This window comes from Alteromonas sp. 76-1, assembly GCF_900654235.1.
Taxonomy (GTDB): Bacteria; Pseudomonadota; Gammaproteobacteria; order Enterobacterales; family Alteromonadaceae; genus Alteromonas; species Alteromonas naphthalenivorans.
Genome location: NZ_LR136958.1, coordinates 151334 through 169009, shown reverse-complemented (window position 1 = coordinate 169009; position 17676 = coordinate 151334). Strand labels below are relative to the sequence as shown.

Genomic DNA, 17676 nt, shown 5'->3' with positions numbered 1-17676 from the left:
TCTTAGCGTTCCTGTTTCTTAAGCAGCACCACTGACAACCAAAGGGTAACGGGAATGCCAATCGCTATGGCATATACCGCAAAATCTAAAGTGCCAAACCCTAACCCTTTGCTGAAAATGCCTCGACTGGCTAACAAGAAGTAGCTTATGGGGTGCATTTCTCCAATAACTTTACCAATACCCTCTAGCGCTGAAACCGGCGTAATCATGCCTGCAAATTGTACCGCAGGTACCATGGTTCCTATGGTAGTAAGTAGAATAGCGGCAATTTGGCTGTTGGTAAAAACAGACGCCAACAAGCCAAAACTGGTAGAAAAGGTCACAAACAATAACGCGATTATGGCAAACGCGAAGACATCGCCTTTAAGCGGTACTTTAAAAAAGTACACCGCCATCAGTACCAATAAAATGAAGCTTACAAACGAAGTAAGGATATAGGGCACTTGTTTACCCAGCAAAAATTCGAGTTTCGATACTGGCGTTACATACAAATTAATAATTGATCCCAGTTCTTTTTCTCGCACCACGGCTAATGAAGTAAGCAACGCCGGTATCATCAATAACAGCATTGGAATAACCGCAGGTACAATGGCAACTAAGCTTTTAATATCTGGGTTATACAAATAGCGAGATTGCACATCAATCAGCGAGGTAGAAGTGGTTGTGCTCATTTGAGAAGCTTGTTCTAACAACCAGGTTAAGTGAATGCCTTCAACATAGCCTTCGATAGTTTCGGCTCTAGAAGGCATAGAGCCATCTATCCATGCGCCAATTTGTACGTTCTCACCTTTATGTAGCTTTTGCCCGAAGTCCGGCGGTATCTCAATAGCCAGTGACAACTCGCCACTTTTCATTCGCCGGTCCATATCTTCATAACTGGTAATATCAGGTTGAGTGACGAAATATCGTGAACCTGCAAGGCTATTGGTGTATTGCTCACTAATGGCAGACTTGTCGCGGTCGAACACCGCATATTGTAAGTCTTCTACATCCATGGTTATGCCATAGCCAATGACCAGCATCAATACGATAGAGCCTAAAAATGCCATGGTTAAGCGGATAGGGTCGCGCATTAACTCCAGCGTTTCACGGGTGGCATAACTCATTAAACGTTGTAGCGACTGTTTATAGCGGCTCTTTTGTTTTGTAGCCGCAGGCACTGCGCGGGTATCTTCTTTTTCCGGGCTGGCTTCTTGTCCCGCTGAAGAAACACCTTTCTTCAAGCTAGCCTCTTCGCTTTGCACATCATCTTTACTTGGCTGCGCGGCTTCTAAGTAGTCGATAAACGCTTCTTCTAAGGTCGCAGCTTGCTTGTGGGCCACAATGGCCTCAGGTGAATCAGTTACCAGCACTTTGCCAGCGTGCATAAGCGAAATGCGATCGCACCTTGCCGCTTCGTTCATAAAGTGTGTTGAAATAAAGATAGTGACGCCATCTTCTCTGGCTAAGCTAATAAGTAGTCGCCAGAAATTATCCCTCGCTATGGGATCAACCCCTGATGTGGGTTCATCAAGAATCAACACCTCAGGCTTGTGTACCATGGCTACTGCCAGCGACAACCGTTGACGTAACCCTAAAGGCAACGATGCGGGTAGAGCATCTTTGTATTGGCTAAGTGAAAAGCGCTGTAGCATCTCTTGTACGCGGGCTTCGCGCTGCTTGTTATCTTGGTTATCGGACTGCGTAAATAGCCGCGCGTGTAATACCAGATTTTGTTCAACGGTAAGTTCGGTATACAAGGAAAAGCTTTGTGACATATAGCCCACACGGTATCGCGTGGCAATGTCGTTAGGATCTAATACACTGCCTAACATCCATGCTTCGCCGGAGGTTTGTGGTAGTAACCCAGTTAGCATTTTCATGGTGGTCGATTTACCACAGCCATTCGACCCCAGAAAGCCAAATATTTCGCCTTTTTTAATAGAAAAGCTGACGTTATCTACCGCTGTAAAATCACCAAACTTCATGGTGAGACTTTTCGCCTCTATGGCAATAGGTGCGTGAGCGCTTTCATCAATAGGGGTTATAACCACGGGCAAGTGATTACGTTTTATCGATTCCGGCAATAGGGCAATAAATGCCGACTCTAGATTATCCGTTTGGGTTTTCGCCAGCAGTTCTTTCGGCGTACCTGTGGCTAACACCTTGCCTTCGTTCATGGCAATAAGATGTTCAAATTGCTGCGCTTCATCCATGTACGCGGTGGCAACCAGCACAGTTAGATCAACCTGCCCTTTTCGAATATCCGCAATTAAGCGCCAAAATTGACTGCGCGCTAACGGGTCTACACCGGTAGTAGGCTCATCTAAAATCAGCAATTTGGGGTCGTGAATAAGGGCACAGCATAAGCCTAACTTTTGCTTCATTCCACCAGACAGCTTGCCCGCGGGCCGTGATAGGAAAGGAAATAGCCCGGTGCGCTTAGTTAAATTGTCGATACGTTTGCGACGCTCGGCGCGTCCGTGCCCAAATAGCTTGGCGAAAAACTGTAAGTTTTCTTCAACCGATAAGGTGGGATATAGGTTCTTGCCCAATCCCTGAGGCATGTAGGCAATATCCGCACAAATGGCTTCTCGGTGAGCCCGCTCACGCATGTCGCCATCAAGGACATTAAGCGTACCTTGTTGCAACGCGCGTTCACCAGCAATAAGCGATAAAAGCGTAGATTTCCCCACGCCATCAGGCCCAATGAAACCTACCGTTGCACCGCGCGGAATTTGAAGTGAGATGCCTGCGATGGCGGTAGTTGATTTGTAATGAACCGTCAGACCTTCGCAGGTAATGACGTCTTTCATAGCGCAACCAATTCAGGCACATCACTTGGCCACGCGGCATTGTCATCAAGCTTTACCCATACCACTCCAGGCAGGCCTGTCTTCACTTTTTCAATATGCTTTTGCAGCAAGTCTTTTGGAATTTGTGCTTTTACTCGGAACATCAATTTTTCTCGCTCACTTTCAGTTTCCACTGAACGAGGCGTAAATTGCGCGACATCTGCCACATAAGAAATGCTGGCGGGAATAGAAATATCAGATGCAGCATCTAAAACAATACGCGCTTTAGAGCCAATAGAAAGCCGCCCTACTTGGGTAGCAGGCAAATAGAACGTCATATAAACATTGGTTAAATCCACAAGGCTTAATACACGCCCACCCGCTGCAACCACTTCACCAGGTTGCACAACACGGTATTGAATACGCCCGTTACGCGGTGCTTTTAATAACATATCGTCTATTTCAGATTCAATTTGCGCGATGGTGGCATCGCTTGCCGTTACCGCCGCTTGGGCTGACAAGTACTGAGATTTAGAGGCTTCAATGGTAGCGTCTGCGGCAGCAAGTCTTGCCGAAGCAGCATTCACTGCCGCCTTCGCACTTTCTACCGTGGTTAAGTTATCTTCGGCTAACTGTTTCGACACCGCACCGGTTTTTGATAATTCATTGGTGCGTCTTGCATGAGCTTCTGCCGCTTTTAGTTCGGCTTCGGTTTGAAGCAACGCGGCCTGTAAGGCCACCTTTTCACTCTCACGTTGAGCAATGGCCATGTGCGCCGCGGCTACTGCACTTTGCGCCTGCACACGCTGGGCATTAGCTTGACGAAGCTGACCTTTAATCGTTGTAGTATCAAGCTCTGCGACTAGCATTCCCTCTTCTACTTGCTCGCCTTCATCTACAAAAATAGCTTCTACTCTTCCCGCTACCTTGGCAGCAATACCAATTTCGATCGCTTCAATCCGCCCATTGCTCGACACCACATCTTCTTGTTCTGCATCACCGAATAAGGCGTTATAGCCAAGCACTAACAATACCATAAACAAAAAAACTAAAACGAAGGGGGTCTTCTTCACTGTCTTCACGGCAACGCTTCCTGTGTAATGAATCTCGCTGTATAAAAAGCGCGAGTGTTTTCACGGTGTGGGGAACGAATATGTTGCCCCTGTGATTTAATTAATTAACGGTTTTCTAGCTAATAACCCAGTGTACCCATTAGGGCGGAAGCATCTTTGTTCTAAATCAACAAAACGTAGTGTTGAGCTATTAGTAAGCTGAAGTTTTTAAAACAGATATTGCTTAGAAGCGTAAGCGAGGATTTTTGTATGGAAAGTAAAAGAATATCGAACCTGGTAAAGGTGCAAAAAATGAAAGTCGCCTTTGCCTTTCTTGCACCTTTTTTACACCTTGAATAATCAAGTTTTAAGCAGAGCTTTTTAGCTAAAATCCTAAAGATAGAAGCGTTGAGCTAAAGGGTTTTGATAATAGAAGAAAAATCCAGCCCACCGTTTTCTTGTGCTTGTTCACAATACGCACGATATAACTCGGCAGCTCTTTCTCCCATCGGCACTTTTGCTCCCACAGACTCAGCGCCCTGCATGGCTAAGGTCAGATCTTTCACCATAAGCGCCGCGGCAAAACCACCGGCAAAGTCATTATCGGCAGGGCTCGCTGGGCCTACCCCCTTTACGGGGCAGTAGCTGGTCATCGACCATGTTTGACCTGATGCATTCGAGGCAATATCGAAAAATACCTGTGGATCTAAATCTAGCTTTTCAGCTAGTTGAAACGCTTCACAGGTAGCAATCATGCTGGCTCCTAGCAGCATGTTGTTGCAAATTTTAGCGGATTGCCCTGCCCCACATTCCCCCGCATGAATAATTTTCTTACCCATGGCTGAAAGTACTTTTTCTGCCTGTTCGAAGGCAGCACTTTCTCCTCCCACCATAAAAGTAAGGGTGCCGTCGCCTGCAGCCTTGGTGCCGCCAGATACTGGTGCGTCTACCATAAGCAAGCCCTGCGTTTTTGCCATGCCGCCGACTTCCTTGGCAGTGGCCACATCTATGGTTGAACAATCTAATAGCAAGGTACCTGATTTTGCATTGGGCAATACGGTTTCTTCGTATATGCCCTTAACGTGTTTGCCAGCCGGTAACATGGTTACCACTGCATCACAGCGCTCTACGGCTTGCTTGGCAGACTCGGCTAATTCACAGCCATTCTCTTTTGCCATGGCCATAGCATCGCTGCTTAAATCAAATGCTAATACGCTAAACCCGTTTTTCACTAGGTTTCTAGCCATACCCGAGCCCATATTGCCTAGGCCAATAAACGCAATTTTTTTAGTCATCATTCACTCCAAATTTATGTCGTTGAACTCGGCCTATTCCATGGTAGGAATAACAAACGCATTGTCGTTAGTATCAGAACCATCAGGCCATCGCTGGGTAACGGTTTTCACTTTGGTCCAAAATTTAACCCCTTCCATACCATGCTGATTGGTATCGCCAAAGGCCGAACGCTTCCAGCCGCCGAAGGTGTGATAAGCCACAGGGACTGGAATGGGTACATTAATGCCTACCATGCCCACGTTCACACGTTGCGCAAACTCTCTGGCGGCATGGCCGTTTCGCGTGTAAATAGCCACACCATTACCGTATTGGTGATCGCTTGCCAGCGATGCCGCGTGGTTAAAGTCGGTGGCGCGAACAATTTGAAGCACAGGCCCGAAGATTTCTTCTTGATAAGAGCGCATATCGGCAGTGACATTGTCGAATAACGTTGGCCCAATAAAATAGCCGTTAGTTTGCTGAGGTATTTGCGAAGTGCGACCATCGTAAATAAGGTTCGCGCCTTCTGAAATAGCTAGTTCAATGTATTCTTCAACCCGTGATTTATGGGTAGCTGTTACCACAGGGCCGTAATGGGCCGACTCATCTTCAGAGTGACTTACTTTTATGGCTTTTATAGCAGGGATAAGCTTGTCGATAAGCTTTTCTGCGGTGCCCTCACCTACGGGTACTACCACAGGCAATGCCATGCATCGCTCGCCCGCAGACCCATACGCAGCACCCACTAAATCAGCCACCACCTGATCTAAGTCTGCATCTGGCATCACTATGCCATGGTTTTTAGCACCGCCCATGGCTTGAATACGTTTGCCGGCTCGTGCACCCCGCTCGTAAACATAATTGGCAATGTCAGATGAACCTACAAAACTCGCCGCTTTCACGTCTTGGTGATCAAGCAAGGCATCTACCGCCACTTTGTCACCATGTACTACGTTCAATACACCTTTAGGTAACCCTGCTTGCAACATGAGTTTGGCTAGCTCAACAGGCACCGATGGATCGCGCTCAGAAGGTTTTAAAATAAAGGCATTGCCACAGGCAATGGCTACGCCAAACATCCACATGGGTATCATTGCTGGGAAGTTAAACGGCGTGATCCCCGCCACTACACCTAAGGGCTGGCGCATGGAATACACATCAATACCCGGCCCTGCGCTATCGGTGTACTCCCCTTTTTGCGCATGAGGAATGCCGCAAGCAAATTCAATAACCTCTAGCCCTCGTTGAATGTCACCTTGGGCGTCGGATAGCACTTTACCGTGTTCGCTCGATAGCAATTGGGCAAGCCTGTCTTTGTCTTGTTCAACAAGGCGTTTAAATTCAAACATAACCCGTGCACGGCGCTGAGGGTTTGTGGCTGCCCATTCACGCTGGGCTTTTTGGGCTACTTCAACAGCATAATTTACCGTTTCCACGGTAGCCAGCGTAACGTGGGCTTGAACCTTTCCTGTGTTAGGAGCGAACACATCGGCGTGACGCTCGCCTTCAGCTGTGTAATCTTTGCCTTCAATAAAATGCGTTACGGTTCTCATGACCTACCTCGACAACTTAAAAATAAAAAACAGATTATTTACAATTTTGAAACCTTGCGTTAAAAACCGCAAGTCAATATAGTTACAGCACAGTGCTGCATTTTTGCAGCAAGTTAAAAAGGTAATCATGTGAACTGGGATGACTTAAGACTGTTTCTTGGCCTCGCTAGAAATGGAAAAATTAGTATTGCTGCCAGAAACTTACACCTTGATGCCACCACGCTTATTCGGCGTGTAAAAAGGCTGGAGACAGCCCTTAATTGCAATTTGTTCGAGCTAAGTAACAAAGGCTATTTGCTTACCGATCACGGTAGGCGCTTAGTCAATTACATAGAACATGCAGAGAGGCATATTTTAGAAGCAAGAAATGACTTAACCGATGAACGTCAGGAGCTTTCCGGCACGGTAAGGGTTAGTGCTTCTGAAGGGTTTGGCTCTTGGGTGTTAGCCCCAGCATTGGCAGAGTTTAAGCAGCGCTACCCCGCTATTTGCGTAGAGTTAGTGGCAAACAGCGGCTTTTTAAATATCAATAAACGGGAAGCCGATATTGCCATTTTGCTAGAAAAGCCCACGAAAGGCTTGCTGTACACTAAAAGGCTTACCGACTACCGCTTAAATTTATACATGCATGAAGATCTAGTAGCAGCGCATGGTGCTCCAACGTCTATCGAGCAACTAAGTCCGTTTAACCTGGTAAGTTACGTGCCCGATTTAATTTATGCGCCACAGCTTAATTTCATTGAAGAATCGCTGCTTTCACCGCTTCACGCCCTTAAAAGCACCAGTATTAATGCGCAATTTCAAATGCTACGAAACAAAGCGGGCGTAGGTATTCTGCCTCATTTTATTGCCAAGAATGCCCATGAACTACAACCGGTACTGCAAGATAAAATAAACATTACCCGCACCTTTTGGCTAGCAACTCATCGCGATGTAAGGCACTTGGCCAGAGTGAATGTATTTTTAGATTGGTTGAACGATACCGTGCAAAAACACGCTGACATCTTTTGATGCAGTCACAGGTTTGCCATGTTATTGCTCTCTCGCTAAGTTGCACCTACATAAAAAAAGCGCCCGAAGGCGCTTTTTAGTGTTCTTTCTATTACATTTTAGAATGCGTAAGTCAGGCTCACAGAACCATTCACTGGTGCACCATAAAAGCCTATGGTGTGTAGGCTGGTAATGTACTTTTCGTCAAAAATATTGTTGATGTTTGCACGCAACGTAAGGTCGTTAGTTACCGCGTAGGTGGCATAGGCATTTGCTAAGAAGTAGCTGCCCTGCTCTACGTTGTAATCGGTGTTGCTGATTTCAGATTGCCATCTACCGCCTAATCCAACGGTAAGTGCTGGTACTGCTGGTAGTTCATAACCTAGCTGGAAAGTCACTACATCACGTGGAGCCCATAGGTTCGCATCATTGCCCGCTTCATCTTCCACATCAATAGCCGTATACGACGCTTGAACACGCAGTGCATCAGTAATCTGACCGACCACTTCCACCTCAAAACCGTCAGACTCTACCGATACACCTTCGTAGTAGTACTGCTGGTTTTCTGGGTTAATACCCGCAAAAGCAGCTAGATTTTCTTGTTCAGCAGTAAAGTAAGCAAAAGTCGTTAATAGAGTGTCGTCTAACCACTGCGCTTTTACACCTGCTTCGAAGTTTTTGCCCTTAGTGGGTGCTAAAAATTGACCAGATAAGTCATATTGCTCTTGCGGCTGATACACATCTGAATAACTTACATAAGTATTGATGTTTTCAGTTACCGCATAGGTCGCCCCAACATATGGGCTAGCTTCACTTTCTTCATTGTCGATAATGGTGCCCGCATTGTTACCACTGCGCTCAAAATCAATCGCGTTAAAGCCCGCAATAACAAACAGTTCATCGGTGACGCTTATTTTGGTAGAGCCAAAATAGCGGGTAAGATCTTGTTCAATATCAGAATACAGCACCGCGTCAAACCAGTCTGGCTCGGCAATGGCATCAAATGCATAGGGGAACGCTGGCGTCGCGCCATAGGCTGGCGTATTGGCATAGTCGAAACCATATTGATACATGGTATCGCTGCTTGAGGCGTGGCTCACACCAACATTCACTTCATGTTGGCGACCGAAAAGCTCGAAAGTACCAAAAGTACGCGCTTCGATTAAGTTTGAATCTATGTCTGAATCATAACGACCTGGCCAGCCTATTAAACCTAAGCCTGTGTCTCTATCGATAGCACCATAAGCATAAAACAACTTATCTTGCTCTTCGTAGCCGCGGTAGTTGTAGCTCACTTTCACTTGCCAGTCGTTATCGAAAATATAGTCGAATTCAACAAAGGCATTAGTGTTTTCAGTGTCCCACATTGCCCACTCTTGCGCTGTGGTATCACTAACATCCCACTCGGCTTGTGTGCCGTCTGTGTAATTAAATACTAACCCGCCCCAATTGTTTCCATCGGTGTTGGCATCTTGGTAAGAGTAGCCCAACGTTATGGTGGCGTTATCGGTAAGTTGCCCATCTACTACACCATATAAAAAGGTGCGGTCGTTCTCTAAGCCATCTAAGTAGGATTCTTTATCTTCTATAGCACCTACAAAACGTGCAGCCCAACGGCCATCTTCGGTTAGCAACGTAGAGTAATCCGCCTGCAAGCGTTTAAAATCAAACGAGCCCGCGCTCACTGTTACTTCTCCGCCTTCTTCATTGGTGGGGCGCTTACGTACATAGTTTAATGTACCTGATGAATTGCCTACACCGGTTAGCAGTCCATTGGCACCACGAATAACTTCAATTTTTTCATAGCCGTAGGCTTCCAGCGCACCAGTGACAATTCCCCAGTCGTTAGGTAAACCTACGCCATCAATTTGCGTATTTTTAATTTCAAAACCACGGGCTGTGTAGTTTGTACGGTTAGTTTCCCACTCTTCTACGTTAATACCCGGTGCAAGTTTAAGTGCATCGTTAACATTGTAGGCACCAAACGACTGCATTAGCTCTTCAGAGATAAGGCTGATTGACTGAGGCGTTTCGCTTAGCTCCATTGTTAAGCCAGTCGCCCCGCGACTCACGCGGTTTTGACGTACACCGACAATATGAATTTTCTCGACCTGAGACTCTTCTACAGTTGCAGTATCTGTTTGAGTTTCTTGGGCGTTAATTGAAAAAGCAAGCGCAATAGGGGTAAGCGCAAAAAGCGTGGTCAGTTTCATTGTGTTCTCTACAGTGATTTTGATTTAGTTTTTAGTCGAGGAGGATTATACGGAAGTAGATAAAGATCACAAATGATAATTATTAGCATTTACAATGCAAGAGAGGGAGAGCGCCTGCTTTTTAAGCAAAAATGATCGGCATTTTGCCTTGTTCAAAATATGTATGAAGTCAGTGAGTTGGCCGAGGAAACTAACGCTCTCGGCCACTGCTAACATTTAAAAATACTAGCTGTCGGGAAGTCTCGATTTAACTTGGGTAATAAGATCTTGTTTCACCACAGGTTTTATAATATGCCCTTGCATACCTGCGTTAATACAACGCTTTCTGTCGGCTTCCATGGCGTTAGCAGTCATGGCTAAAATAGGGATATTATCCCAGGTAGAATTTGCGCGAATGTGCTCAGCTGCTTCTACACCACCCATAATCGGCATTTGCATATCCATTAATATTAAGTGGGGTTTAAACCCACTCAGAAGAAGATCTAAACACTCTTGCCCATTCTCAGCAAATTTAACAACGGCACCCGCGCTTTTGAGCATAGCGCCGGCAACTTGTTGATTAATTGGGTTGTCTTCCACCACTAAAATTAAGGTTTTAGTCAGAAGTTTTTCATCATCTTCAACCACAGGCTTTTCAGCTAATTTATCGATAGATTGGTTGCAAGAAATAACCGTATCGTACAATGTAGACGGCGTAAAAGGTTTGTACAAAAGGTCATCAAAGAACACCAAGCTGTCTTTTTCAAAGCTTTTTGTGTTGTGCGAAACCACAACCAAATGGGTTATTTCTTTTTGTTCTCGCTGCCAATCGGCCAGTGCTTCTTTGCTAATAACACTTAAGATTGCTTCATCTATGAGAATGACCCTAGGTAGGCTATTCGACGACTTATGAACCAATAAGTCTTCAACACTTTTCGCCACATAGGAAGGCCACCCAAGAACAGAGCATTGACGCTGAATGCCGGTTTCTACATTCACATTTTGCGTAAGCACAATGGCCTGATAACACATAACATCTTGCTCGCTTAAGCTGTCTGCTTGTGCTGCCGATGCTTTTTTAAGTAACACATTAAAATGGAATTTACTGCCTTTACCCTGCTGACTAATTACGCCAATCTTACCGTTCATCATCTCCACTAACTGCTTCGCTATACTTAGCCCCAGACCAGTGCCTCCGAATTTAGCATTGGTGTCGCGGCTAGCCTGAGTAAACGCCCCAAATATTTGGTTGGCTTGGTTTTCAGTCATGCCAATACCCGTATCTTGAACCTCAAACCCTAGTTGAACGGTATCTTCGTTTTCGTTTAGTAGTTCTACGCTTAAATTCACTTCCCCACGAGAGGTAAATTTGATGGCATTACTAATTAAGTTACTGATAATTTGATTAAGCCTAACTGCATCGCCCACAACATGTTTAGGGCATTTAGGGTCAACATCAATCCATAGTTCAATGTGTTTACCGTAAGCTGCACGCCCCATCATCTTACCCACTTGATTAAGTAAACTATCTAAACGGAATGGGGCTTCAACCATATCGAGTTTACCGGCTTCAATTTTAGAAAAATCGAGCACATCATCAATAATTCGGCTTAATAAAGAAAAGCTTGTGATAGCTTGCTCTATATTATCGTTGATTTTTTTATAGTTACGCTCACCCAGCGTGATTTGCAGTAGACCATATACACCATTCATAGGCGTTCGAATTTCATGTGACATTCTGGCAAGAAAATCAGCTTTAGACTTTTCCGCATTGGTGGCTTTAATCTTTGCCTTTATGGCAAGCTCTTTTTCTAAGTTTAATTGCCTAAGAAGCCGTATTAATAAGTACGCCAAGCTTATTAAAAACAAAGTCGCCACCGCAAAGCCCAAACCAATAAAATGCTTGGTGCGCTCCAAATACGCCACAGCCTCTGGTGGCTTTTCCATCACTAACCAGTAAAATTCATCTTCAATATCTGTGTCTTCAGTACCATTTTGCTTAATAGGAATAATGCCGTGTTTATATCGACTAGTGAAATTCCTATCCGGTATGTCATCTTCGCTGCCATTGAGTCGATTTTCAAAACCTGGAAATTGCATACTTACTTGGTTTTTAGGCTTGTCGAGTAACCATCCCCACGCCGTGTCGCTAGGTGATGCGAGGAAAAAGCCGTCGGGATTTATTAACCAATGTGCGTTTGTGGATTGCAACTCGTTCAAACGTGAAAAGACTTCACGTAAATCGAAGTTCAATACAATTAGACCTAAAACTTCTCCATCAATACGGTATTTAGCAACGCTTCTAATTGTTGGGCGATAAGGCAGTTCTATTACCCCCCGTTCTTTATTTAAATCTAGGGGCGAAATGTAATAGTCTTTTGATGATTCAACAGCTTCAATAAAATAATATCGATCAGCTTTGTTTTGCAGGTCTTGGGTGTCTCGCCAAATAAGGCTTCCGGATGACTTTTCAGCCCGTAGTTGTTCATTACCATCAAGGGCAATATAACGGATTTGCTGTAAACTTGGATAGGCATCGAAAAGCGCTGACCAATGTTCAGTTAGATAACGTTTAGCATTACCTTCCTCGAGCGCATCGACAATAAGGGTACTTTTACTTTCTTGGATCGCAATGGAACGCGCATTTAATATGCCGTGTTTTATTTGACTCTGAAAGTTTTGATGCAGGACGTCGAATTGTTGGCTGATAGCGTCGTTACTAAACCGCTTACTTTCAATCCACAAGATATTAGCTAATACCGCCACGATGCCAATAAATACTACGCAGAATATAGAAATTAAGACTGATGATTTAGAAACTTTATTGACCACGATGCTTCCTTTCGGGTTACTGCAACGGCTATATTATTATACTAAAGTATAATACCTGGTTCGTACTTTACCGCGAATAAGCTAGCTTTGGCTATAAAGGGCTACTTCAATGTTGACACCAAGGCACTTAATGGCCCTAAATCAGATTCAAAATGCTTCCATTGCTGCATTCCGCTTTGATAAATAGGCTGGCGAACTTGCTCGGCACTAGCGGTTCTTACTGAGCGTTTCGTTTTGTAGAAATCTAAACACCCCTCTTCAAAGGGTAGCCCGCAAAAATCTAGTAGCCTATGTACTTGTTCTTCAAAATCAGTGACCACAGCTTCATACTGCATCTTTAAAATTTTACCTGGTAGCACTGTGTTCCAGTGATCCATCAGCTCAACGTAATTATTGTAGTACTTTCCAATATCTTCAAGGTTGTAACTAAATTCCTGCCCTTCCGCAAACAACTGCTTGAAGATGCTGAACCCGCATGACATGGGGTCGCGGCGTGCATCAATAATAATGGCATCGGGTAGAATTAATTGGATAAGACCTATATGCCTAAAGTTGTTTGGCATTTTGTCTATAAAGTAAGGCGCGCCTTGGCGATAAACTTCTGTGTCTTTAATAAAATCATCGCCAAATTTAGCTAATTGCTCAGTCGACAGTTCAGCGAGAACTTGCGGATAGCGCTTTGGCCTATCATTACCGCCACGCCCATTTAAACGATGAGCTAGCGACATAATGTTAGGTAGTTCCATGGTGCCATCAACCATGGAATGGGATGACAAGATTTGCTCTAACAAGGTAGAGCCAGCTCGCGGTAGGCCTACGATAAATATCGGCCTTGGTCTGCTGTCTTGCTTACTCAGCGTATTCGGTAGACTGTGAGTGTCAGCCTGTTTTGAAAATAATGCTGGAGTACATACTTCTATTTGCGCCTTACATTCAGCATCAACCCGGGCAGCTTGATACCGCAACTGCTGCTTTTTAAGGGCATTCCCTTTGGCATAGTAAGAGAAGGCTTGTGAGTAATCACTAGCGTCTTCAAATGCTTTTCCTAAAGCAAAACTTAAATGAAATCTATCTTCAAAGGCGGTTGTTGGCGCTTGCTCATGACGTTGCATCATTGCTATTTCATCAGTACTGAAATGGTAGGTTTTAAGGTTTGCTAAGCTCCAATACGCGTCGCCAAAGTTGACTTGGCAAGCCCCTGCTTTTCGATAAGCGGCAACGGCATTGTCGGTGTCCCCCACCGTTTTATACGCATGCCCAAGCATAATAAGTACGCCAGAATTATCCGGCAACTGTTCAAGTATGGAATTATAAATAGCAATGGATTGATTGAATTCACCCACGGCTTGGCTTTCGTTCGCCACGGCCATTTGATAGCGCACATCATCCGGTGACTTACTGCGCAACAGCAGTGCTTGCTCCAACGCTTGCTCGTATCGCTGCCTTTTGTGCAGAACGTTTACGTAGTCTAATCGCGCTTGATGAAATTCAGGATCGAAGTGTAAGCAGCTTTCTAGCAAAAACTCAGCGTCATCTAACACCTTGTGTTTCACACCAATAGCAGCAAGCAAGCGCATTGCTTCGGTGTGCTTAGGTTGTTTTTTTAGAAAGAATCGACATATTTCTTCTGCTTTAATCACGTTATCTTCGTTGATTAAACTACTAACACTCACCAATGCTTGGGGCATGCTAGACCAATAATCCACTTGATTTTGAGCGTGATCCGCAGACCATTCTTGGCCTTCTGCGCGGTAAAGCTCGCTTAAATTTTTCCAACTTGCAATGAGTGCTGCATTTAATTGTACTGCTTTTTCATAAGCAGCAATCGCTGATCGGCTGTTGCTTAAACGATAGTTATGACCTTCTTCTTGGTACGCTCTGGCGTAATTTGGATGGTAACTTTTAAGTGTGTTCAGAGTAGATAATGCAAGCTGCGGTTGTTGCAAGTAGCGATGGCACACTGCCGTTAAATACAACGCGTCAATGTTATCCGGGTAACGAGTAAGTAGACTTGAGGTAATAGCTAGTGCGTTTGAAAATTGCTTTTTCTGCAACAACAGCTTGGCTTCAGTAATGTCTTTGCTAATGTTGTTATTGATACTAGTAACCTACTTATTCTTATTTAATTATTACTATGAGATTTAGCGTTCATGGGTATAAAACACCCAAATACATGAGCCTATCTCAATCGCTAATTGCCCCTTTAGTGTGGCTTGACTAACTTTTTAAAGGCGATACATGTTCCTTTAAAAACAGACCAAAAACTGTTTTATCAATCATAGAATTAGCATACACGACTTGCCTTTATAAACAAAAAGCGGCTATGGATAAGCCGCTTTATGATACGTATTGTCTAGCGGCTTACATTAGTCAAATGCATAGGAAACACGCATACCAATGGTACGAGGGCGATTGGTGGTTACCCGTCTTATATCATCGATAGTATTAATGTATTTTTCTGCAACTTCGTCAGTAAGGTTATCAACATATAGTTCAACTCCCCACTCATCAAAGTTTGCACCTACTGAAGCATTAACTAGGGTGTAGCTGTCTTGCTTTTCACGGGTGTCGATATACATGGAGCTATAGCTCTCGTCAGTATATTGAAGAGTAACTTGACCGTAAGCATCTACGTTTTTCACCGACCAGTCATAACGACCGCGTAAGCTGTAGTTAAGTTCTGGCGACAGCGCTAATTCACTGCCTTCAGGTGCCAAGGTAAACGAAATACCACTTACCAAATCGGTAATTTCCGAATGGTTATTAGACACAGCGGCGAATAAGGTTAAGTTGTCGGTAGCTGTCCAAGCCGCATCAAGTTCTATACCTAGAATTTCTGCGTCAGCCACGTTGTCAGTAAAGGTTAATTGTAAGATGTTGGCGCTATCTAGAATGGCGACTTGAATGTTGTCCCAATCAATTTTATAAATCGCCCCGTTAATCTTCAGATTACCGTTATTAAACGTGGTTTTCCAACCTAGCTCCATGTTAACCACTTCATCACTTTCGTAGGTATCAGGTACCACGAAGTTTTCAAATTCTGGCAAATTGTTGGTATTAATTGCAGGGCCAGATAGTCGGTTAAAGCCGCCTGGGCGATAGCCTTCTGAATATGTCGCGTAGACCAAAATATCTTTGCTGAACTGATAGTCTAATGTGAACTTGGTGATGGTGCCGTCTTGTTCTAACGGTGAGATATCTGCCAAACTAACATCATAGTTACGGCCATAATCAGGGAAGTCTTCTGTCGCACCAAACACGCTGGTATTGGCGAAGGCAGATGAACCTAAGAATGTGGCTTCTAGCTCGTAATAACGTAAACCTGCCGTGGCGGTAAGTTTGTCAGTAATGTCCCACGCTAGCTCACCAAAAATAGCCGTTTGCTGTTCTTCACGGGTCAAGTCGTTTATGAAGGTAACACCAGGCTCTCTGAAGTCAGGATTGTTTGCTGTAGAACCTACGTTTGGCCTATTTTGGAAGAAGCCAAGCTCTGGTGCAGCCGCGTAGTCGTACTCGCCATCATGGGTAATAGTTTGATCGTCATAGAACAAACCAAGCACACCACGAACAGGCTTATCGTACGGCGAGCTGAAACGAATTTCGTGAGTTAAACGTTCGTTGGTTACTTGCCCTACAAAACGTTTACTTGGATCTAAGCAATTTCTTACTTCGGTGTAGGTACAGGTATAGTAATCGGCAGCAAATGCGCCACTGTTGTTGTAACCAATGTAATCAACAGTTTGATAGATATCACGGTCTAAGTAGCCACCGGTATAAACGATGTCTACGTACTCTAGCTGTTTCTCAATGGTCCAAGAGGTTAGGTCAAAGCTATCTTCAAGCTTATCTTCATCGAAGCGGGCAACGTTCATTTCACCTAATGTAGGATCATAGTCAAATACACCATCCACATCTAAATCTTGATGGGTGTGTTGTAGCAGTACGCTAAAGTCAGCCGTAGGTTCCCAGCTAACGCCTAAACGAACCCCAATATATTCGCTGTCGTTAAAATCGTCTTCAACAAACTCTTCATTGTCTATTTCGGTATAGGTTGCGTCAACCCACTGGTCTTTTAAACCTTGTTCAACATCACCATTATTAAAGAAGTCTGGATTTGCATTAGGGTTAATAGTTGGGTCTAGCGTGAACGTGCTGTAGACGTTGTCAATATAGCCACCTTGCTTATCATTGTATGCAGTAATACGTACCGCCAACTCATCTTCAATGATAGGAATATTGACAAAGCCTTCAATTGACGTGCTGTCGTCGCCGCCTTTAGTTTGTGAATAATCTAATTCGAATCCCGCATCAAAACCGCCCGAATCCGGCTTGTTCGTGATAATACGTAACGCACCTGCTTGGGCACTGGCGCCAAACAAAGTGCCTTGTGGGCCTGCAAGTACTTCTAAGCGTTCAACATCGGTTACGTAAACATCTAAGTTACGCCCTGTTGCACTAATTGGCATGTCATCCAGGTATAAGCCTACGGTTGGTGCTGGTGTAAATTCAGTACCGGTAATACCGTTATGACCTAATGCTAACCCGCGAATATAAACGTCAGATTGACCTGGGCCACGTCCACCCATGCTTGCGCTAGGGATCATTTCTATATAATCATCGAACTTAGAAATGTTGTTTTCTTTAAGTGCTCTTTCACTCAGTGCGGTGACTGAAATAGGTACACTTTGAATACTTTGAGCTCGGCGGGTTGCCGTTACTTCAATAAGCTCAATAGCCGCCCTTTTGGGCTTTTTAGTGGGTTGTGCTTCTTCAGCAACTTGTTCAGTTGCTGGCTGTGTTTCTTGAATATCCGCAAACGCTAGAGGAACATCTACAGCAGCCGCCATCGCTATACATACTGCATAATTGACTTTCGTCTTTCTTAACATTCTCATGAATATCTCCAATTTTTATTATAATTCTCTTACACACTCGTTATGTTGTTACTAAGGGTACTGCTTGTGTTTTTATTGCCTTACATCTTTATTATTTGAATTTGTTTATTATT

At 44.4% G+C, this 17676-nt stretch carries 9 protein-coding genes; 1 reads left to right on the top strand and 8 read right to left on the bottom strand.

Annotation, left to right across the window (positions count from 1 at the left end):
- Positions 1-2: 2 nt before the first annotated feature.
- The 4 genes from rbbA to ALT761_RS00645 all read right to left on the bottom strand — a co-directional run bounded on the left by rbbA (position 3) and on the right by ALT761_RS00645 (position 6654).
- Complete coding sequence (gene rbbA, locus ALT761_RS00660; protein WP_129735687.1) at positions 3-2795, bottom strand: ribosome-associated ATPase/putative transporter RbbA; 2793 nt, start codon at positions 2793-2795, stop codon at positions 3-5.
- Positions 2792-3856, bottom strand: a complete 1065-nt coding sequence (locus ALT761_RS00655) for an HlyD family secretion protein (RefSeq protein ID WP_232043511.1) — start codon at positions 3854-3856, stop codon at positions 2792-2794. The genes rbbA and ALT761_RS00655 overlap by 4 nt, the downstream gene beginning before the upstream one ends.
- Before the next feature lie 383 nt (positions 3857-4239).
- Positions 4240-5121 (bottom strand): 3-hydroxyisobutyrate dehydrogenase, encoded by an 882-nt coding sequence (gene mmsB / locus ALT761_RS00650; protein ID WP_129740533.1) that lies wholly within the window; start codon positions 5119-5121, stop codon positions 4240-4242.
- Positions 5122-5154: 33 nt separating this feature from the next.
- The gene (locus ALT761_RS00645; RefSeq protein WP_129735686.1) at positions 5155-6654 is read right to left on the bottom strand and encodes a CoA-acylating methylmalonate-semialdehyde dehydrogenase; all 1500 of its coding nucleotides are present in this window, start codon (positions 6652-6654) and stop codon (positions 5155-5157) included.
- Between the two features lie 129 nt (positions 6655-6783).
- Here ALT761_RS00645 and ALT761_RS00640 point away from each other — a divergent pair, with 129 nt between their 5' ends.
- The gene (locus tag ALT761_RS00640; protein ID WP_129735685.1) at positions 6784-7665 is read left to right on the top strand and encodes a LysR family transcriptional regulator; all 882 of its coding nucleotides are present in this window, start codon (positions 6784-6786) and stop codon (positions 7663-7665) included.
- Between the two features lie 98 nt (positions 7666-7763).
- Here ALT761_RS00640 and ALT761_RS00635 read toward each other — a convergent pair whose 3' ends face one another.
- The 4 genes from ALT761_RS00635 to ALT761_RS00620 form a co-directional block, all read right to left on the bottom strand.
- Positions 7764-9857 (bottom strand): TonB-dependent siderophore receptor, encoded by a 2094-nt coding sequence (locus ALT761_RS00635; RefSeq protein ID WP_129735684.1) that lies wholly within the window; start codon positions 9855-9857, stop codon positions 7764-7766.
- A gap of 225 nt (positions 9858-10082) precedes the next feature.
- Positions 10083-12668 (bottom strand): hybrid sensor histidine kinase/response regulator, encoded by a 2586-nt coding sequence (locus tag ALT761_RS00630; RefSeq protein ID WP_129735683.1) that lies wholly within the window; start codon positions 12666-12668, stop codon positions 10083-10085.
- Positions 12669-12769: 101 nt separating this feature from the next.
- Complete coding sequence (locus ALT761_RS00625) at positions 12770-14725, bottom strand: tetratricopeptide repeat-containing sulfotransferase family protein (protein ID WP_232043509.1); 1956 nt, start codon at positions 14723-14725, stop codon at positions 12770-12772.
- A gap of 309 nt (positions 14726-15034) precedes the next feature.
- Complete coding sequence (locus tag ALT761_RS00620) at positions 15035-17563, bottom strand: TonB-dependent receptor (RefSeq protein WP_232043508.1); 2529 nt, start codon at positions 17561-17563, stop codon at positions 15035-15037.
- Between the last annotated feature and the right edge of the window lie 113 nt (positions 17564-17676).